The sequence below is a fragment of the Sediminibacterium sp. FW305-C-61 genome (genome assembly GCF_058231065.1).
This window is the reverse complement of the sequence record NZ_JBIQXR010000003.1, coordinates 406,740-425,722: the sequence shown is the minus strand read 5'-3', so window position 1 is coordinate 425,722 and position 18,983 is coordinate 406,740. Positions and strand designations below refer to the sequence as shown.

The following is an 18,983-nucleotide window of genomic DNA, read 5'->3' as shown; positions in this document are numbered from 1 at the left end:
TCGGGGGATTTTTATTTTAAATGTAAATCTCCCATCAACACCTGCTATCCCATTGCTTTAGCATAACCAACAGTTTCCCGGTATATCTGTGGCGACACTTCTGCATTTACTTTAAAAAATCGGCTAAAATAGTATTCATCATCATAACCTAATTCGTAGGCGATTTGTTTGACGGTCTTATTAGTGAGGTATAACTCTCGTTTGGCTTCAATAATAATCCTTTCGTTAATGATACTGCTGAGTGTTTTATTGAAATGCGATTTAGTTATTTTAGCCAGTGCCTTGGGTGTGATATAAAGCATTTCAGCATAATCGGACGGTGCATGTTTGGTTTTAAAATGCGCTTCAATTGCATCTTTTAGTTTTTGAAGGATAAAAGGTTCTTTATCCGTTTGCTTTTCATCGAACACATCCTGATGCTGCTGTACTTTAAGCCGGGATGCAGTGATTAAAAATATCTTTAAATAAGAAACAAGTAATTCATACTGGGCCAGTTCCGTGTTTTGCATTTCTGTTTTTATCTGCTCACACAATAGTTGAAAAGTATTTGCCGATTTGTCGTCTACCGAAACAAAGGGAGGGTTATATATATTATTATAAAGCACCCCATTACAGGAAACTTCGCGATCATGTTTGTAGATACAGAAAAACTCTGGATGGAAATAAATAGCTATTCCTTTTATGTTGGTACTTTCAGCAAACATATAAGGCTGATATGGAGAAAATGCAAATAAACTATTTGACTCAAAATGATACTCAGAAAAATCTGCTTTTAGAACCCCTGCTCCTTCCTTAACCCATATTAGCGAAAAGTAATTATTGCGCTGTATATGATCAAAATGGCTGTTATCTTCAAATGAAAATAATTTAAAAGCAAGATTTCCATTTTGCTTATTCACAAGAGTAAATGCAGATTGCTGAAGCATGGTTTGATTTTAAAGTTAGCGAGAGACAGGTAACGTAATACTAAGGCAAATTTTAACCATATTTTTTTACAATAAGGGTTGCAATATGCCCTCCAAAGCCAAAGGTATTGCTCATCGCATAGTTGATCTCTTTATGCTGTGCTTTTCCCAGTGTAAGGTTGAATTTATCTTTCCAGGCTGGTTCTACATCCACTGTATTGATGGTAGGGGGCGCTATATTATCTTGTACAGATTTTACGGCAATGATGGCTTCAATAGCACCAGCAGCGCCCAATAAATGACCTGTCATTGACTTGGTGCCACTGATGTTCAGGTCATTTCGCCTACCAAAAACCCTTTCAATAGCTCTTAATTCACTTTCATCTCCCAAAGGTGTAGAAGTAGCATGTGCATTTATATAATCAATATCTCCAGGATTAATGCCTGCATCTTCCAATGCATCTATCATACCAAGATAGGCCCCTTCTCCTTCAGGATGTGTGCCGGTTAAATGATAGGCATCTGCTGCCATGCCTCCACCTGCTATCTCTGCCAGAATATGAGCACCGCGATTCAATGCACTCTCCAGACTCTCCAAAACCAGGGCACCAGCACCTTCACCCATTACAAATCCATCTCTGTTAGTATCAAAAGGTCTTGATGCCTGTTGTGGGTTCTCATTGTTTGTACTCAGAGCCTTAGACGCATTGAAACCTCCTACCCCACTTTCATTGATGGCTGCTTCTGAACCTCCTGCAATAATAATATCAGCTTTTCCCCAACGGATATAATTGAACGCATCAATGAGGGCTGTGGTTGAAGAAGCACAGGCCGATATGGTAGAAAAATTTAAACCTCTCAGACCATGTCGTATGGAAATAACGCCGGAAGGTATATCGGCAATAATCTTAGGGATAAAATATGGATTGAACCTGGGGTTTTTATTGCTTTTGAAAAAGTCTTCCAGTTGATCCTGAAAAGTGATGATGCCTCCATTACCGGATCCCCAGATTACGCCGATTTTATTTTTGTTGAGAATATCAAAATTCAGGGAAGCATTTTTTATGGCAGCCTCTGCAGCTGCCACAGCATATTGAGTAAAAAGGTCATACTTTCTAGCTTCATTTTTTTCAAAATACAATCCTGCATCAAAATCTTTTACTTCAGCAGCGAATTTGGTTTTAAACAAAGTGGTATCAAACTTTGTGATCAAGTCTACTCCGCTTTTTCCTGCCACTATATTTTCCCAAAATGTTTCTACTGAATTTCCTAATGGTGTAATTGCTCCCATTCCGGTTATTACTACCCGCTTTAATTCTTTGGTCATTTTTCTTTTAATTTTTGCTTAAGTAAAGCAATTTCATCCTGCAATTTAACGATCTGTTCGCGCTGTCCGGCAAATGCTTCTTCAATCTCCTCAATTGTGTACCGGGGAGTTATATGTTGGGGACAATTCCAGTCGTAAGCTTCTACTTCGAATACCATCATTCTTTCAGGCTTGAATTTATAATCTGTAAGATTAAGCAGGTTAAATATTTCCGGATGATCCTTCAGTTCAAGTATGGTTGCTCTGGCTAAAATTTTCAACCTGGTCCTGGAAGGATAATCAACCATGATTAAAGCAACTTTATTGTTTACCGAAATATTTCCGACAGATATGTATTGCCGGTTTCCGCTAAAATCAATAAACCCGAACTTATGCTTATCCAACACTTTTACAAATCCTTTGGGGCCTCCCCTGTGTTGTATATAAGGATAGGCCTGTTCACCAATACTTGCTATATAAAAACTATCTCTTTGTTCAATAAATTGAATTTCATTTTCTGTTAACCCTTCCTGGTAAACTTCTTTTTCCATGCGGGCATAACTCAACCTGCTACCATATTTTTCCTGCATTGCTTTAATGGTATCGGTAAATGCTATTGAAGCGAAATTCCTGGCCATTATTGGTGATTTTTGGTGGTTTCTGTAGTTGGAACTGGTAATGCATTATTGGGTTCATTTGCATTATGCTTATTATCTGCCTGACTTAACACAGTTTCCCATAAGCTATCACCACACTCATCTGCCATTACGATAAGGTCTGGGTTTATGTTATGCTGATTCATATAAAATAGTGTTTACATTGTTCATTTAATCAACCTGTCTTTCTCTTCAATTGCCAGGTCATTGATGCTTGCATAGCGTTTTGCCATGTATCCATTTTCGTCAAATTCCCAATTCTCATTACCATAGGCACGATACCATTGTCCTGTTTCTAGCATGTATTCATATTCAAACCGAACCGCAATTCGATTATCTCCATGTGCCCAATATGTTTTCCTGAGCACATAATGCAATTCTCTGTGCCACTTATCCGTAAGGAACTGAATAATCTCATCCCGTCCATTGATAAACTGGTTACGGTTTCTCCATTCACTGTCTGGTGTATAAGCTGCAGAAACCTTTATGGGGTCCTTGCTGTTCCAGGCATCTTCTGCCATTTGAATTTTTTGTCTGGCAGTTTCTTCCGTAAATGGGGGTAAAGGATATCGTTTTTCCATGTTAACTTTTATTGATCTATCTTATGAAAAGCAATCCACACAAAACAAATTTGCCCTAACCAATAATTGGCTGATCTCTTTTTCAAGGGATAGTTGTTTGTCTTTTGCATACCATAAGTGTAAGGCATTAGCGTAAGTAGCGCTTGTTTCGGGGTTTGCTTTCAGGGTTTTAACCAATTTTTGCGCTTCCGATGGTCTTGGACCCCAAATACCTGTTACGTTGAAATTTGAATCAAGTTGAACCAACTTAGGAATCGATTTGGAGCCTTCAGTCAGGTATTGATTCATGAGCGGTTCATTTTTATCGCGGTAAACCAGTCTCAATGCAATTTTTCCATTACTTAAAGCAGCAATAGCATTGAACACTGGTAAAGTTTGTGCGGCATCGCCACACCAGTGCTCTGTTAATATCAACCAGTTTACCTGGTGTTTCAGGTTCATTACCTGCTGCACTATAGTTTCAGAAGGTATATAGGTTTTTTCAACCCTCGCCATTCTGCTTTGGTTAAGATGTATATAAGATTGAATTTGCTGATCAGGATTCAAGGCAAGATCTGCCGCCATTTGTTGTTTGTATACCAAATAACTTACCCCATCTGCCATATATTTTTGGTAGTCAGATTTTGTAGCTTCTTTGATTGCTGTTGTGTTGTTCATGCTAATTCTTTTACCATACAAAAATGATTCAAAACTCACCAGTAAAAAATGGAGGATGGACGCAAAAGGATGGACAATTTTCCCTTTCCCTAACAAAAAGCCGGCATATAGCCGGCTCTTTGTTGGGGAAATACCATATTAAGCAATGTAAGTTACAGTTTAAAGTGCAGGAGCAACTGGAAAATCAACTGGCACTTGCGTTAGGTTATGCAGGTAATTCATCGCTGTTTTTTCACTTATCTGTAAAACCAGGTCAACCAGGTTTTCATCGGTATAACCATTCGCATAAAATGTACCCAATAAAACGCTGTCTCGATTACCACGGTTACGGGTAATGCTACCAGTGAGTTTTACAAGTGCATCAAGCTTTGGATCTGCTGCTTTTTCACGGCGTATATCCAATAATTGTTCATCTGTAAACCCATTCATTTTACCGATTACGGTATGGGCGCTTTTACAGTAAACACAATTATTAATTTCGCTGACTACAAGATTGATCGCTTCTTTTTCTTTATTACTCAGGCTTGTTTTAGCATTTTGATAGGCAAGGTATCTTCCAAGTCCATTATCGGAATATGCAATTGTGGCATATAAATTCGGTACAAAGCCCAGTGCTTTGTTCAAATTGTCGAAAATTGCCTGGTTAGCTGCAGATACTTGATCTCTTGTTGGAACGGTAAAATTTTTCATTGTTGTAATTTTTCAATTGTTGTGTCGAAATTGACAATACAAAATTGATTCGATTAACGCCTCTGAAAAATGGATAATGTCTGCTGATAGATGGACAATTTTCCTTTATGCAATAGAATTAAAGAGGGAGAAAATTTAAAGTCAGTTGCTTAAAGAAATATTTGGTTGCCGTAAATAGACTATCTGTTATTAATAGTACACGGATTATCATGATTTTCAAGATTTATCATGATAGATCTTGAAAATCATGAAGATCTGTGTTCCATCCTACGCTTGACTTGCAGCCTGAAGCCATTGCTGTCCGGTAAAAAAAAGCATCTATCTCTGAAATGCTTCTGCAGCAATCATCTTGACGTAAGTTGAAAATAGAACCCTTACTTTTTAAATCGGCCTTATCTAAGGGTTTAGCAATCTTTATTCCATTTTGACACTGAATAAATTCGATCACTCGTCTGGTCAAAATTGAATATTACTCCTGGGCCGAATGGCCCCGTACCCGTTCCCAGACTACATTGGCCTCTGACTAAATCTGCTACGCATGATTTAGTCTGTCATCGCTGCGCTTGACACCAATGCCAATGAAGGTCTGTCCACGGGTACTGATTGTATTTATTCTTTTTTATCTTCCCTAATTACCTGGCTCCTGTTTAATGTCTGGTTTACTAATTGCTTGCAGCTTGTGGCATGTAGCCTGTGGCTCAGAAGATGCTAGCAAATTTTCCCGGGACAACAATGGATAGGAGCTACATTATATGATCATCTGCACTGGGACCATAACTTCCAGGAATGGGAATGTCGAGCAGCCTTAGATATACACCTAATTGCGCACGATGGTGTATTACCTGACTGAAGGTTGATCGAAGAAAGCTATACTTGGTTTCTACAGTATAAATCTGATCTCCATTGCGTAAAGTCCAGTTTTTATTGAGTGTAGACAGGTCGGCGTTGGTAAGTTCTTTGCGTCCTTCTTCTAAACTGCTTTGAAAATAAGCCAGCAAGTCGGCTGTGTTTTCGATAATTTTCGGACTATACGGATGCGCGGCAAAATCGAGCTCATCGGTATTCAATACCATGCCAATCCAGGTAGGCAGTTCTGCAATATGTGTAGCGAGCTGTTGCAGGGTCATACTTTTTGAATGAGGCTTCCAAAAGTACTTGTCGTTGGGCACCAGCGACAACATTTTACGGGTTACTACTGCTTCGTTTTCCAGCTCTTGCTGAAAGGCTTGAATCTGTGTCATAATTGATTGTTTTAAATGTTTCCACAAAACAATTATGCCCCACTGACAACCCTATGGCAGCGGGGAAAAAAATATTCAACAGAGGAACAGAGGAATGTCCAATTTCCAATTTTGGGTTTCGAATAAACATTGGACATTGGACATTCCTCTGTTTCTCTGTTCCTCTGTTCTTCAGTATTCAACGGGAATATCTTTCATGTAGCTATCCAGGGAAATATGTTTTTTGTAGATAAAGGGGATATCGGTATTGGTGAGCTTCTGTATTCTTGCGACTTTGAAATCACGATAGCTTTTTCTTTTATGGCACCAGGCAATCAGGTGCCAGGCAAATGCGTAAAAGATAAGCCCGATGGGTTCTACCTTTCTGATACTGGGTTCCTGGTTTTTGTTGAGGTAGGCAATTTGTATCATCGTTCGTCCGGTAATTGATTGCTGGAGTACAGAAAGGTATGATACCTGTAAGGTCATACATTCCGGCACTTGTAACCTGATGCGAGATGACAATGTCTCCAGTTTATCCTGCTGTGTTCCGCGCAATACTGACTTTACCTTATTCAATGCACTGGAATAATGCTTTTGGATGGATTTATCCGAAAAACCATTTACAACTGCTTCCATCAGCAGTAATGCATTGGCTTCTTCACTGGTAAATGAAACAGGCGGAAGAAAATATCCATTTACTATAAAATATCCCCTACCCTGTTCAAAACTAACCGGCACGCCAGATTCATTGAGCGCTTTAATATCCCGGTAAACAGTTCTGATACTTAGGTTGAATTTTTCAGCAATTTTTTCGGCAGGCACAAATTTTTTAGACTGCAGAAAAGTAAGGATGCTAAAAAGACGATCTATTCGATTCATAATATTAAAAGAGAGGGAAGATAGACACACATTTCCTAAACCAAAAACCAGTCAAAAAAAAAGCGACCCTTTCAGGTCGCTTTTTTGCTTTGTTTATTGGCTAGGCTTTTTTACCCATGCCATTCACCAGGCCTACAACGGCTCCGGTTACCCCACCAAGAACAGCAGATGCACCAATATCGGCCCATACTGCATTGAGGGTGAACATATTCAGTTGCGCATAAATAGTGAGGTCGATAGATGCGCCAATAAGGACACCTAAAACAACTCCTCCTATTAGTCCGCTAGAGAGACTGTTTACATTACCTGAACGACTAAAAACATAGGAGAATAGTAATCCATATAAAAGATTACCAACAATCATCGCCCACCATACCATTTCCGTTTCCGCACGCATAACACTGCTCGTGGTGTTTTGGGCCATGAAATCTGTCAATAGAATTCCATAAATGAGCCATCCTGCAAAAAATGCAGCGATTCCTCCGGCAATACCGGATACCAACATTTTTGAATTGTTCATAAGCAAGCTTTAGAGGGTTAAATTAATTTGCAAAACAAAATAGACAGCAACTTGTGCAAATGCAAGCTTTTTAACCCAAAAACCAATATATGTTCATAATAGGGGGATAACAGCTTATAAAACCTTCACAAACAATTACCTTTTAACTGATTATACATTGCGGTTCTCTCCCTATTTTCACGCTATTACATACCTTATTCAGTATACTGTTTATGACATTAAAGATTTTAACCGTTGCAGGTTTGGCTACTTTTGAAATTTATGCAGCAATACCAGCCGGTTTTGCTTTTGGTTTACCTACCTGGGTAATTTTTCTGGCGAGTTTGATCGGCGGACTTTCCGGTGTTTTTATAGCCACTTTTCTGGGCGATAAAATCAAACAATTTCTGGCAAGGTATCGAAAGCCAAAACCCGCAAAACCAAAAACAGGTTTAATCTATACACTCTGGGAAAAATATGGCCTTATTGGTCTTGGTTTTTTTGGCACCATGACAGTTGGCGCGCCTGTGAGTATTGGTGTTGGAGTAGGTTTTAATGTACCGCTCAATAAATTATTGGTTTGGTGCTGTATTGGCGTCTTTACCCGTTGCGCACTTTTTACTACGATTGGGCATTATGGGATGAAGTTGTTTTGAGGGGAGTCGGGAAGTCCGAGGTCCGGGGAAAATTGGCTTCAAGCTGCAAGCCTTTCTGTGTTCCATCATACGCGACACTTACAGCTCGTGGTTAAATTTCCTCGGACAACAATGGTCTGGAAGTCCGGAGGATGAGTAGTTTGGAAGCCTGGAAGAGTTTGTAGGATCTTCATTCTAAAAAACGCTAATTGTATAAAACTATTTCTTCCCGACTCCCAAACTACTTATCCCTAATTCTTCCGGACTTCCGGACCTCGGACTATCGGACTCCCCCCCTACATCAAAAAATACCGCTCCGGCCGCATGCTCTCCGGCACTTCTTCATCATTCAGCATTTGTCTAAGGTTTCTTTCAATACTTCTTGCAATAGCCATCATTGGCGTATCGGTTTGTCTGTTTTCGAAAGGATCTTGCAGATGTACTGCCATCCTTTCAATGAGTAAAAAGAAAGAAGCAAGAATGGTTACCAGTGGAATTTCTATCACACCAACAAATTCAATTACACCAAATGGTAAAAGCACAATAAAGAAATAAAGCGCAAAATGTATGTATAGGCTATAGGTCATAGGGAATACCGTGTTCTTGATTCTCTCACATTTACCCATCGAATCACATAAACGGCTTAATGTATCATCAAGTTCTACCTGCTGAAATTCATTGATCCATCCTTCTTCCAATGCCAGTTTTAAATCTTTCGCATGAAGGTTGAGTATTGCATAAGGAACACTATCATGTTTTTTTACAAATTCAATTTCCTTTTTCGACATGAGCCTACCTGCTCCCTCCAACGGATCTAATCCACGCAGCGCTTTTCCCAAGCTATAACACCAAAATATTTGTCGGTTTACAAAACGGTTGACAAAGTGTTGTTTTTCCGGATCATTATAACCTGACTGTACAAAGCAAAGCAGTTGTCTTGTCAGCGTTCTTGAATCGTTGACAATTGCCCCCCAAATAATCCTTGCTTCCCACCACCTATCGTAAGCCTGGTTCGATCGGAATGCCAATAGCAATGATAGTACCGTACCTAATATGGTTGGCACACCCAATGGTATCGACAATTCATGGATATTGTATTTTTTACTGAGATACCATATAGCAGAAGTATATAGTGTTATCAGCAGGATCTCATATTTTATTTTACCCAGTATATACCTCACTGGTATCTTGCCCTTCATTAACATAACGACTGTTTTCGGTTTAGTTTATATAAGATCAAATGGTCAATAATAACAGGGATGCATTTGACTGCAACAATATCTTCTCGAGTCTTTGTTCTCTCAGGAAATAGCCTGATAGTCCACCCATTTTCATTGTAGGGATATCGTTCGATTGCATTTTATCAGCATAACCTGAAAGTTTTTTCTCTACTGCATTAAACTGGTAAACCATTGTTTCCGGAATTTCCATACCCGGTTGTTTCGATGCATGAATACGGGAAACAGCATCGGTCATTTCCCTTGCTGATGCATAATCCCTTGTTTGCGGCTGAAGGAATTCTGCTGAAATTTCTGAGAGTTCAGATTTAGCTACATACATAATCGGGCAACGGGCACGGCAAAGCATCCTGAAAACATCCAGACCAGATTTTCTGGCCTGATCCTGCCATTCTTCCCGGGCATAAAAAACCATATCAACCCCATACTCTTCTATAAATTGTTTGAATACTGCAGGAGAATCACCATAAACCTGATCAATGGTATACCCTTTTATAATGGAAGGATTTTCATTTGTCATTTCTTTAATGGCCGACAAGTCTTTGGGTTCAAACACATAACCAGAAGGAGCCCTGCCAAGGGTCATTAAATCACTTTCATTGTCTGGAATCGGTATTACCTGTAAGAAAGTACAATGAAAACCTTCTTTACTATATAATTTGATTGCCAATTGAAACAGATGCACCGCATGGGTTGTACATCTTGTTGGGATAATAATTCTTTTCATGCTGTCTTGTTTTATCATCAACCGAATTAGTTGAATAAAAAACAAAACTACCTGGCAGTCATTGGGATGGCCTAAGGATTCAATTAAGGGTCTGTTAGAACTTGTTAAGAGCGGGATTAGAAATCGAGACATTTTCTAATCCCGCTCTAATTTGCAGTGAAAATATTATAATATGTAGTATTGTAATTGATCAGGAATGAATCGGAAAACGCATTTCTGCCTTTGTTCCTGCCCCTTCCATCGAAGTAAACCTTATCTCACCCCGGTGAATCCGGATGATTTTTTGTGCAAGTGGAAGTCCAACACCATACCCCTTATAATCCTTGGTATTTGATGCACGGAAAAAGGGATCGAAAATATACCGTATCTCCTTTTGTGGTATACCAATTCCATGGTCTTCCACCACCAGTATACATTGTTTATCTGAAGTAGCGCTGAGAGATATCGTTACTTTCCCATTATCGGAATATTTACAGGCATTTTGAACCACATTCGTAATGGCTAATTTTAAAAGATTCTGGTTTCCGAATACAGTGAGATTGGCTTCATCAGCGGGAAGTCTTTCAAAGTTCAAATACACCTCATTTTGCGGATCAGTGAAGTCTACCAGTTTTTTTACTGCTATCACCAACTCATCCAAACGAATAGTTCCCATGAATTCTTCATTGATACTATTCCCTGCCTGTGCCAGCTCTAATAAGCTGGTGGTTAAATGATGTAATTGATCTGCTTCTCTTGATATTACGGATAATGCACCTTTGTATTCTTCTGATGTACGCTCTTTATCCAATGCCAGTTCTGCCTCTCCAATGATTGCGGTAAGCGGCGTACGCAATTCATGAGATAGCTTGTTTACAAAATTTCTTTGTGTTTCGAAAGAGGTTTCGAGTCTGTCGAGCATATCATTAAATGTTTGGGTAAGATCGGTGATCTCTCCACGCACTTTTTGTTCCGGCAGCCGGAGATCAAGGTTCGAAACACTGATCTTCTTAACCCGGTTAATGATATTGGTAATAGGTCCCACAATTTCTGCGGAAAAGATTAGCCCGACAATAAACACCACCAATACAGAAAATACAATACCCAGAAACAGGTTCTGCTTTAAATCATTCAATGCCAATTCTCCGCTTTCGTTTCTGGCAGACATAAACACCGTATATCGTTTACCTTCATGCAGATAAGGCCTTGCCACGTAATAGGTATTATTTTCAATAAACTCAATCGATACATTCTTTACGATTTGTTCATTAAATCCTGCCGGTGCTGTTATGCCAAGGCGCTTCAATGAATCACTGTTGGGGAGTTTATCAAAAAAATGTTCTTTTTCTTCTGGTAAGTGCTGTAAGTGTTTTTGTCTTATCTCATTGTATACCGCTGCGCTTAAAGTTTCTGCTTCATAGTGAGCCTGTGCAGCAATACTGCCACGAACACCAAGCCGGTGAAAAAATTCTTTTTCGATGGAGCGACGGGAAAAATGGTAAATAAAAATACTCAGCATGAAAATAATCGCGCCAGTGAGTATGGTAAATAGTGTAGTAATTTTATTACGTATCGTCATCAGGCTTGCTCCTTCATCATATACCCCATTCCAATCATGGTATGAAATAATTTGGTTTCCCTGCTTTTATCAATTTTCTTTCTGAGGTAGTTTACATAAACATCTACTACGTTAGTGCCCAGGTTAAAATCAATATCCCATACATTTTCAAGGATTTCCATCCGGGAAAGAACCCTCGATTGATTCTTCATAAAAAATTCCAGCAGTTTATATTCGGTAGAGGTAAGTGCGATCACTTCGTCATTGCGCATAGCAATTTTCGCATCCATGTCTAATTTGAGATCTGCAATCTGTAACAGGTTGGCATTTGTGTTTTTGGTTAGCCTTATCGATCTTCTACCCAATGCATTTACCCTTGCGATAAGCTCATTTATTTTGAATGGTTTTACCATATAATCGTCTGCACCGCTATCGAGTCCGGTTATGATATTTTCGGTGCTTCCTAAAGCAGTAAGCATAATGATGGGCAGGTCGAAACCAAGTGTGCGAATTTCCTTACAAACCTGTACCCCATTAATACCGGGCAACATGAGGTCAAGGATCACCAGATCAAAGGAATGATTCTGAATCATTTGTAAGCCAGTACTGCCATCCATGGCCACACTTATATCAAGTCCCTTTTCCTTCAACCCCCTTTCTATAAGTGATATTACGGCTGACTCATCCTCAATTAACAGAATCTTCATGTGTATATTTTTTGGCAAACGCAGAGCTTTGCATTTTGCGACAATAACAAAAGAAGGCGATTATTGCTTTACTTGTTTATAGTTTTAACATTTTTTTCTTCCAATAGCCCCAGAGCGCTTGCCCTTTACCTAAATAAACCATTTTCACTATCTTGTTGGGATAAAACAACCAAAATGAGACATTTCTTCTACCTGCTGCTAATGGGTTCATTGGCTTTTTTCACTGCTGATGCACAGCAAAAAAAACAACTTACTTCTGCTGATTATGGAAAATGGCAGCAGTTGGGTATAACGGACCTTTCACCCGATGGTAACTGGGTAGGTTATAATATCAATATTCAGGAAGACAATGACACCCTTTTCATTGTAAACCGTAAAACGGATAATACCTATAAACTCGCTTTCGCTACTTCATTCGAATTTTCCGGTGATAACCAGTGGGTAGCATATCGTATTGGCTTACCGTATAAAGAAGCAGAGAAATTACGCGAGCAAAGTAAACCGATAGAATATAAAATGGGTTTATTAAACCTGGCAACCGGAAAAAAAGAAATAATCCAGAACATCAGTCGTTTCGGTTTTTCCAAAGACGGAAAATTTCTGGCAGTTTATCTAGCTCCTCCAAAAGAACATAAAGACAAAGGAAGTGTACTACTCATTAAAAATCTTGCTGATGGAAGTACCCACACCATCGGCAATGTAACAGAATATGCTTTCAATAAAAAAAGTGATTACCTCTCTTATATAGTTGAATCAACGAATGCAGCCGGTAATGCAGTTGAATTACTGAGTCTTAAAAATTATAGTTTAAAGATCATCGCCAGCGATACTTTGCGCTTTTCTAAATTAAGCTGGCAACGTGAAGGGGAAGGTTTTGCTTTCTTTAAAACCATTAAGCACAAAGATTTTGAAGAAGAGAATGCCACCGTTCATGGGTATATCAATCTCTATAACAACCCAACACTTAAATCATTTGATCCTTTGCAGGTATCCTCCTTTCCTAAAGATATGCGGATACATAATGGATCCGCCCCAAGGTTAAGCGATGATATGAGTGCACTGTTTTTTGGTATTAAACCCTGGACAGCTAAACCAAAAAAAGAAGATAAAAAACCTGGCGACTCGTCTAAAACACCTAAACCAGTAGCCAAAACAGATGATAAACTGGCAGCGGTAGATATCTGGCATTGGAAAGACCCGGAAATCCAACCCAGACAAAAAGTAACTTTTGGTCAGGACAAAGATGCCAGCTATTTATGTGCCTGGAACTTCACCGGCAACCAGTTTGTACAACTGGCCAAAGAAGCTACTCCGATAGCACTGCTTAGCGGCGATCAGGCTTATGCCATTACTGCTACCAATAAAAAATACAAACCGGCATTTAAAGAAGACTACGCTGATTTTTACCTTGTAAATACCAAAACAGGGGAAGAGAAGTTAATGTATGAGAAAATGCTGTCTGGATTTTATACTGGCCCGCAATCATCTCCAGGAGGTAAGTTCCTGTATTTTTTCCGCGATAAAAATTGGTGGAGCTACAATATAGCATCACAACAAACCGTAAACCTTACCCAAAATATCAAATCTACATTCTGGAACACCAGAGACGATCATACTGCCAGCAAGCCACCATTTGGAATGGGTGGATGGTTGAAAGATGATAAAGAGGTATTACTATATGACGAATACAATATTTGGGCAGTAAAACCTGATGGATCTGGTGCAAGGAAAATTACCAATGGAGAAAAAGAAGAAATAACCCATCGTATTACCAGAACTGATTTTGAATATCCTTACCTGGATGATAGCAAGCCTATTTTTATTTCTTTGTACGGTGATAAGACAAAGAAGTTTGGTTATGCCAAACTGGAAAACAATTCCGTACAACCTTTGATTTTTGAAAACTTATCAATAGGCCGTATTACAAAAGCCAGTGAAGCAAATAGTTTCAGTTATGTAAAACAAGACTATAACCTGTCTCCGGAATTATTTACTACAGATGATTTCAGTAACCAGAAAAAAATCACCGGCACCAATCCACAACAAAACGATTTTTATTGGGGTAAAAGTGAATTGGTAAATTTTACCAATAAAAAAGGTAAAAAAATGCAAGGTGCACTTTTCTATCCTGCCAATTATGAGCCGGGTAAACAATATCCGATGATTGTTTACATCTATGAACTATTATCGAATACTGTTCATAGTTATGTTACCCCTTCAGAAAGAAGCGCCTACAACACTACCAATTATACCAGTAATGGATACTTTGTATTCAGACCTGATATTGTTTACGACGCCAATGAACCTGGCATGAGCGCAGTTAACTGTGTTGTACCTGCTGTTGAAGAAGTTTTAAAATCAGGCATGATTGATAAAACTAAGGTTGGTCTCATGGGACATAGCTGGGGTGCTTACCAAACATCATTTATCATTACACAAACGGATCTTTTCAAAGCAGCATGTGCAGGCGCTCCGTTAACTGATTTGATCAGCATGTCACTCTCCATCTACTGGAACTCCGGAACACCTGACCAGAAAATCTTTGAAACAAGTCAGGGTCGTTTTGATGGCCCATGGTATGAGCGCACACAGGAACATATACGCAACTCACCTATGTTCAATGCGGCAAAAATAAAAGCACCCTTATTGGTTGCATTTGGAGATAAAGATGGTGCAGTTGATTGGCATCAGGGCATAGAAATGTATGGTACCATGCGCAGAATGGAGAAACCACATGTTATGTTGGTTTATGCAGACGAAAACCATGGACTAGCCAAAAAAGAAAACCAGATCGATTACCAGAAGCGTCAACGTGAATGGTTTGAGCATTACCTGCTCGGTAAACCAGCAGAAAAATGGATCACTGAAGGTATCAGCTATATGGACAAGATGAAAGCGAGGGAGAAGGGTGTTAGCTTTTAGCCTTTAGCTATTAGCATTTAGCTTTTAGGCGGTATCACTTAATAAATAATGCTTAGCCACTATTTATTTCAGAACTAACACCTAACACCTAACACCTAACACCTAATACCTAATACCTAACACCTAGTACCTAGCACCCAGCACCAAACAAGTTAATCATACATCATGCAACCCATCAGAACCGCTATTTTATCATTTGGATTATCAGGAAAAGTATTTCATGCCCCATTCATACACCTCAATCCTGGATTTGAGCTGGTTTATATTTGGGAAAGAACGAAATCTGAGTCTACTGCTATCTATCCTTATGTAAAAATTGCACGTTCTCTTGATGAGATACTGAATGATGAAAGTATTGAACTCGTTATTGTTAATACACCTACCGGTACACATTTTGACTATGCAAAAAAAGCCCTCTTTGCAAATAAACATGTAGTGGTAGAAAAAGCATTCACGACCACTGTTGCGGAAGCTATTGAATTGGATCAACTGGCAAAACAACAAAACAAAACGCTTTCAGTTTTTCAAAACAGGCGGTGGGACAGTGATTTTCAAACGGTACAAAAAGTAGTGTCTGAAGATTTACTGGGACCGATTCATGAAGCTGAATTTCATTTCGATAGATACAAAGATGAGTTGAGTCCGAAATTACATAAAGAAACTGCGGCCCCGGGTGCTGGTCTATTATATGATCTTGGTCCACACCTGATCGACCAGGCTATCTGTTTATTTGGATTACCAGAAGCAGTTTTCGCAGATATCAGAACACTCAGACCTGGATCACAAGTTGATGATTATATTGATCTGTTACTTTATTATCCCAAAGTAAGGGTACGTCTGAAATCTGGCCTATTAGTAAAAGAACCCCTGCCCTCTTTTATCCTGCATGGCTTATATGGTTCCTTCCTCAAAACAAGGGCCGATAATCAGGAAACAGTACTATTAACTGGCGCTACCCCAGACCAGCCAAATTGGGGTGTTGAGCCTGATTCGGAAATGGGCTTATTGCATACCAGGTTAAACGGAAAAGAGATAAAAGAAAAAATATCAACCATTGCAGGCAATTACGGTCATTATTTTTCCAAACTACATGATGCGATTCGTCAAAAAGGAGAAAACCCGGTTTCGGCTGTAGATGGTATCAGGGTAATGCAGGTGCTCGAGGCAGCAAGGCTCAGCAACAAGGAAAGAAAATGTATTGAACTAACTGCACATGCATAAATACCAAAGAATACTAAACTATAATAATAAAAAAGGCCGGATCTATTAAATCCGGCCTTACTATTTCAACCATGTAAGTTTACATTTTTTTAGCATCTTCCAGGAACTTGGCAAGACCGATATCCGTTAAAGGATGTTTCAGTAATCCAAGAATAGAATCGAGCGGGCAGGTACAAACATCAGCACCTAATTCAGCAGCTTTGATGATGTGCAATGCATTACGAATTGATGCAGCAAGGATCTCCGTTTTGAAACCCTGTATGTCATAAATATGACGGATCTGACCAATCAGATCCATACCATCCCAACCACTATCATCGATACGACCAATAAATGGTGATACATAGCTCGCACCTGCTTTAGCAGCAAGGATTGCTTGTCCGGCAGAAAATACCAGTGTGCAGTTCGTACGGATACCATTATCAGTGAACCATTTAATGGCTTTGATACCATCTTTAATCATCGGCACTTTAACCACGATATTTGGGTGAATAGCTGCGAGCTTTTTACCTTCTTCTACCATTGAGACAAAATCGGTAGACAATACTTCAGCGCTGATATCGCCATCTACAAGCTCACAAATGGTTTTGTAGTGATTCGCAATTGCTGCTTCGCCTTTTACGCCTTCTTTTGCCATCAGGGAAGGATTGGTTGTTACACCATCCAGGATACCCAGGTCATTAGCTTCTTTAATTTGTTCGAGGTTACCAGTGTCGATAAAAAATTTCATAGTGTATTTGAGTTAACCCTTCAGGCAAAGCCTTCAGGGTATAGGGAAGAAAAAAATGGCAGGCTACTCACATCGCACCGCTACAACCGCCTATCCTTGCTGCATTCCTGCCCTGGGGAGGTTCAGCAGGAGCTGGTCGTGTAAGACCTGCCGGTGCAAAAGTAAGGGTTGAGACCTATTTTCCCTAATTTTTTGGTTGCTGAACTTTCAGTTTATCATTTCCCTCAGCTCAAACACTCGTTTCCTCTGTTCCATACTGTGAAAAAGTACGCACATTCACCGCAGGGAACAGGAGGAAAGGAGTTTACGCAGAGGATATCAGAATCCATTGTTGAGATTTCTTGAATTGAGTCTGGTTATGCCCACCAATTCATCATGACGACCGCTGAGTGGACGGAAATAAAATAAAATTAGGTATTCATTCTCTGTTTCCCAATAATTTCCTTCTGTTAATCCAGGATCGGATTTTTCTTTTTGCTTGCCTTTATTCTTAGTCACATAATTATAACTGTAATAGCCTTGCTTCAGGAATAAGGTTTTTCGGTACATACCCTTCTCTTCATCAAAATACATTAAGGAGCTATCACTTGCCGCAGCACCGGTAAATGAACCTGTTATAAAAACATCTTTACCCAGAATCGGTTTCCCCCCATTAGGCATTAATGAAAATTCTACATATGCATAGTCTGTCTGCCACCATGGATTAATAGATTCAATCGAACCAATTTCATCCCACCCATTTCTATCGTTAAAAAATGCATAGCGTAAATCGTTACGTATAGCATCTGGCTTCATGAATATGCGGTTGGGTTGTACGGTTCTGTCGACTCTATCAACCCTGTCGCTCTCAAATCGAAAACTCCGCAGATCGGCCCATCGAAATTCTTTTCCCGCCGGGAAAATTGCCTCCTGTTCACTATTGTATTCCAGCATATTGTTACGAATAAATGCTGGTTGAATAATGGTTGAAGCATCATCCCATCTGTTATTCTGAATAATGATAAGTTTGGTTTGTTGCTGCGGACTCATAATATTCAACTCCTTTGCCGCTACGGTTGCCTGTATCTTCTGGTGTGTTCTGAGTAAGTTACTATTAAATGGCTGTGAAATTCTCGCTCCAATATCTACCCGATTATCAACTACCATCAAACGTTTGGTAAATGCCAGCTTACTGGTATCTCCATCTAAAAAAATCTTGAGTATATAATTTCCGCTTTTTGTTGGCACCGCACTTCTATCGGGCAATAAGGCCTGGTAATGTACATATTTGGTAAGGGCCAATGATGATACCCTGTACTGTGATATCCTGTTTTGAACAAAGCCCTTTATATAATCAAAAGGATTTAACATTGCAGGCGTCCAGTCGGCATTACATAATTCATAGGTATAAAAAAAGTTTCTCGGGTATCCGGTCAGGTCATCAAAATGAAGTTCTAACAAATCACTGCTTCCTAACCTGATCATGGGTATCGACTGCTGATCATTTTGCTGAAAGAGTTTGGGGCTTCTGATGCCATCCATGTAAACAAAATCGGGTTTCCGTTGACTCATCAACGGTGTTCCGGCACTGAAAATAAAGAGTATCAGTAAGACATATTTCATAGCATCACAATAAAACGCAAGTTAGAACAAGATAATGCAATCAATGCGAATCAGGTGTTGAAAATTACTGTTGTTTGTTTGAGGGGTTAGGCGTTAGGTGTTAGGTATTAGGTGCTGGGTACTGGGTTGCAGGTTGTTAATGCCTAAAATAAGTTGACCAGTTATTTGAGATACTTGCCCAAACACATAACCAAATAGCAAACACCTAACGCCTAATACCTAACACCTAATACCTAAAAACTAAAAGCTACCGATCATTCATTGTCAG

The 18,983-nt window shown here is 39.4% G+C and carries 19 protein-coding genes and 1 other RNA gene; 3 read left to right on the top strand and 17 right to left on the bottom strand.

Annotated features, from left to right (window positions below; genetic code table 11):
- Positions 1-44: 44 nt before the first annotated feature.
- From ACH30E_RS10825 to ACH30E_RS10780, 10 genes are all read right to left on the bottom strand, one after another.
- The gene (locus tag ACH30E_RS10825; protein WP_490824829.1) at positions 45-926 is read right to left on the bottom strand and encodes a helix-turn-helix domain-containing protein; all 882 of its coding nucleotides are present in this window, start codon (positions 924-926) and stop codon (positions 45-47) included.
- A 52-nt stretch (positions 927-978) separates the two neighbouring features.
- Complete coding sequence (gene fabF / locus ACH30E_RS10820) at positions 979-2,232, bottom strand: beta-ketoacyl-ACP synthase II (protein WP_490824828.1); 1,254 nt, start codon at positions 2,230-2,232, stop codon at positions 979-981.
- Complete coding sequence (locus tag ACH30E_RS10815) at positions 2,229-2,849, bottom strand: pyridoxamine 5'-phosphate oxidase family protein (RefSeq protein ID WP_294994939.1); 621 nt, start codon at positions 2,847-2,849, stop codon at positions 2,229-2,231. The genes fabF and ACH30E_RS10815 overlap by 4 nt, the downstream gene beginning before the upstream one ends.
- The gene (locus tag ACH30E_RS10810; RefSeq protein ID WP_490824827.1) at positions 2,849-3,013 is read right to left on the bottom strand and encodes a hypothetical protein; all 165 of its coding nucleotides are present in this window, start codon (positions 3,011-3,013) and stop codon (positions 2,849-2,851) included. Before ACH30E_RS10810 ends, ACH30E_RS10815 begins: the two co-directional genes overlap by 1 nt.
- Before the next feature lie 21 nt (positions 3,014-3,034).
- Complete coding sequence (locus tag ACH30E_RS10805) at positions 3,035-3,448, bottom strand: nuclear transport factor 2 family protein (protein WP_294994945.1); 414 nt, start codon at positions 3,446-3,448, stop codon at positions 3,035-3,037.
- Positions 3,449-3,469: 21 nt separating this feature from the next.
- Positions 3,470-4,105 carry a thioredoxin family protein gene (locus tag ACH30E_RS10800; RefSeq protein ID WP_294994948.1) on the bottom strand — a complete coding sequence of 212 codons (636 nt, stop codon included), beginning with the start codon at positions 4,103-4,105 and terminating at the stop codon, positions 3,470-3,472.
- 159 nt (positions 4,106-4,264) lie between these two features.
- Positions 4,265-4,795 carry a carboxymuconolactone decarboxylase family protein gene (locus ACH30E_RS10795; RefSeq protein WP_490824826.1) on the bottom strand — a complete coding sequence of 177 codons (531 nt, stop codon included), beginning with the start codon at positions 4,793-4,795 and terminating at the stop codon, positions 4,265-4,267.
- A 743-nt stretch (positions 4,796-5,538) separates the two neighbouring features.
- On the bottom strand, positions 5,539-6,036 hold the full coding sequence (locus ACH30E_RS10790) for a DinB family protein (protein WP_294994056.1): 498 nt from the start codon (positions 6,034-6,036) through the stop codon (positions 5,539-5,541).
- A 171-nt stretch (positions 6,037-6,207) separates the two neighbouring features.
- Positions 6,208-6,897: a helix-turn-helix transcriptional regulator gene (locus ACH30E_RS10785; protein ID WP_490824825.1), complete on the bottom strand. Its 690-nt coding sequence runs from the start codon at positions 6,895-6,897 to the stop codon at positions 6,208-6,210.
- 100 nt (positions 6,898-6,997) lie between these two features.
- Positions 6,998-7,417: a hypothetical protein gene (locus ACH30E_RS10780; protein ID WP_490824824.1), complete on the bottom strand. Its 420-nt coding sequence runs from the start codon at positions 7,415-7,417 to the stop codon at positions 6,998-7,000.
- A gap of 212 nt (positions 7,418-7,629) precedes the next feature.
- Between ACH30E_RS10780 and ACH30E_RS10775 the strand changes: the two genes are divergently transcribed.
- Complete coding sequence (locus ACH30E_RS10775; RefSeq protein ID WP_490824823.1) at positions 7,630-8,052, top strand: small multi-drug export protein; 423 nt, start codon at positions 7,630-7,632, stop codon at positions 8,050-8,052.
- A gap of 275 nt (positions 8,053-8,327) precedes the next feature.
- On the opposite strand, the gene ACH30E_RS10770 is transcribed toward ACH30E_RS10775, so the two are convergent.
- The 4 genes from ACH30E_RS10770 to ACH30E_RS10755 all read right to left on the bottom strand — a co-directional run bounded on the left by ACH30E_RS10770 (position 8,328) and on the right by ACH30E_RS10755 (position 12,240).
- Positions 8,328-9,236, bottom strand: a complete 909-nt coding sequence (locus ACH30E_RS10770; protein ID WP_490824822.1) for a bestrophin family protein — start codon at positions 9,234-9,236, stop codon at positions 8,328-8,330.
- Between the two features lie 31 nt (positions 9,237-9,267).
- Positions 9,268-9,996 (bottom strand): hypothetical protein, encoded by a 729-nt coding sequence (locus tag ACH30E_RS10765; RefSeq protein ID WP_294994070.1) that lies wholly within the window; start codon positions 9,994-9,996, stop codon positions 9,268-9,270.
- Positions 9,997-10,186: 190 nt separating this feature from the next.
- Entirely contained in the window at positions 10,187-11,554 is a 1,368-nt protein-coding gene (locus tag ACH30E_RS10760; RefSeq protein WP_490824821.1) for a sensor histidine kinase, read from the bottom strand.
- Positions 11,554-12,240 (bottom strand): response regulator transcription factor, encoded by a 687-nt coding sequence (locus tag ACH30E_RS10755; RefSeq protein ID WP_490824820.1) that lies wholly within the window; start codon positions 12,238-12,240, stop codon positions 11,554-11,556. The genes ACH30E_RS10760 and ACH30E_RS10755 overlap by 1 nt, the downstream gene beginning before the upstream one ends.
- Before the next feature lie 174 nt (positions 12,241-12,414).
- On the opposite strand from ACH30E_RS10755, the gene ACH30E_RS10750 reads away from it, so the two are divergent.
- The gene (locus tag ACH30E_RS10750) at positions 12,415-15,162 is read left to right on the top strand and encodes a S9 family peptidase (protein ID WP_490824819.1); all 2,748 of its coding nucleotides are present in this window, start codon (positions 12,415-12,417) and stop codon (positions 15,160-15,162) included.
- Positions 15,163-15,327: 165 nt separating this feature from the next.
- Positions 15,328-16,383, top strand: a complete 1,056-nt coding sequence (locus ACH30E_RS10745) for a Gfo/Idh/MocA family oxidoreductase (RefSeq protein ID WP_490824818.1) — start codon at positions 15,328-15,330, stop codon at positions 16,381-16,383.
- 79 nt (positions 16,384-16,462) lie between these two features.
- Here the strand turns inward: ACH30E_RS10745 and fsa are convergent, their stop codons facing one another.
- The 3 genes from fsa to ACH30E_RS10730 form a co-directional block, all read right to left on the bottom strand.
- Positions 16,463-17,113 carry a fructose-6-phosphate aldolase gene (gene fsa, locus ACH30E_RS10740; RefSeq protein ID WP_490824817.1) on the bottom strand — a complete coding sequence of 217 codons (651 nt, stop codon included), beginning with the start codon at positions 17,111-17,113 and terminating at the stop codon, positions 16,463-16,465.
- A 53-nt stretch (positions 17,114-17,166) separates the two neighbouring features.
- Positions 17,167-17,266: signal recognition particle sRNA small type (gene ffs, locus ACH30E_RS10735), an RNA gene on the bottom strand.
- Between the two features lie 165 nt (positions 17,267-17,431).
- A complete protein-coding gene (locus tag ACH30E_RS10730) occupies positions 17,432-18,715 on the bottom strand; it encodes a type IX secretion system plug protein (RefSeq protein ID WP_490824816.1) in 1,284 nt (427 codons plus the stop codon).
- Positions 18,716-18,983 lie beyond the last annotated feature (268 nt).

Bases quoted from the DNA above. Each gene is read 5' to 3' on its own strand.
- ACH30E_RS10825 (WP_490824829.1), bottom strand. From the start codon at position 926: ATGCTTCAGCAATCTGCATTTACTCTTGTGAATAAGCAAAATGGAAAT.
- fabF (WP_490824828.1), bottom strand. From the start codon at position 2,232: ATGACCAAAGAATTAAAGCGGGTAGTAATAACCGGAATGGGAGCAATT.
- ACH30E_RS10815 (WP_294994939.1), bottom strand. From the start codon at position 2,849: ATGGCCAGGAATTTCGCTTCAATAGCATTTACCGATACCATTAAAGCA.
- ACH30E_RS10810 (WP_490824827.1), bottom strand. From the start codon at position 3,013: ATGAATCAGCATAACATAAACCCAGACCTTATCGTAATGGCAGATGAG.
- ACH30E_RS10805 (WP_294994945.1), bottom strand. From the start codon at position 3,448: ATGGAAAAACGATATCCTTTACCCCCATTTACGGAAGAAACTGCCAGA.
- ACH30E_RS10800 (WP_294994948.1), bottom strand. From the start codon at position 4,105: ATGAACAACACAACAGCAATCAAAGAAGCTACAAAATCTGACTACCAA.
- ACH30E_RS10795 (WP_490824826.1), bottom strand. From the start codon at position 4,795: ATGAAAAATTTTACCGTTCCAACAAGAGATCAAGTATCTGCAGCTAAC.
- ACH30E_RS10790 (WP_294994056.1), bottom strand. From the start codon at position 6,036: ATGACACAGATTCAAGCCTTTCAGCAAGAGCTGGAAAACGAAGCAGTA.
- ACH30E_RS10785 (WP_490824825.1), bottom strand. From the start codon at position 6,897: ATGAATCGAATAGATCGTCTTTTTAGCATCCTTACTTTTCTGCAGTCT.
- ACH30E_RS10780 (WP_490824824.1), bottom strand. From the start codon at position 7,417: ATGAACAATTCAAAAATGTTGGTATCCGGTATTGCCGGAGGAATCGCT.
- ACH30E_RS10775 (WP_490824823.1), top strand. From the start codon at position 7,630: ATGACATTAAAGATTTTAACCGTTGCAGGTTTGGCTACTTTTGAAATT.
- ACH30E_RS10770 (WP_490824822.1), bottom strand. From the start codon at position 9,236: ATGTTAATGAAGGGCAAGATACCAGTGAGGTATATACTGGGTAAAATA.
- ACH30E_RS10765 (WP_294994070.1), bottom strand. From the start codon at position 9,996: ATGAAAAGAATTATTATCCCAACAAGATGTACAACCCATGCGGTGCAT.
- ACH30E_RS10760 (WP_490824821.1), bottom strand. From the start codon at position 11,554: ATGACGATACGTAATAAAATTACTACACTATTTACCATACTCACTGGC.
- ACH30E_RS10755 (WP_490824820.1), bottom strand. From the start codon at position 12,240: ATGAAGATTCTGTTAATTGAGGATGAGTCAGCCGTAATATCACTTATA.
- ACH30E_RS10750 (WP_490824819.1), top strand. From the start codon at position 12,415: ATGAGACATTTCTTCTACCTGCTGCTAATGGGTTCATTGGCTTTTTTC.
- ACH30E_RS10745 (WP_490824818.1), top strand. From the start codon at position 15,328: ATGCAACCCATCAGAACCGCTATTTTATCATTTGGATTATCAGGAAAA.
- fsa (WP_490824817.1), bottom strand. From the start codon at position 17,113: ATGAAATTTTTTATCGACACTGGTAACCTCGAACAAATTAAAGAAGCT.
- ACH30E_RS10730 (WP_490824816.1), bottom strand. From the start codon at position 18,715: ATGAAATATGTCTTACTGATACTCTTTATTTTCAGTGCCGGAACACCG.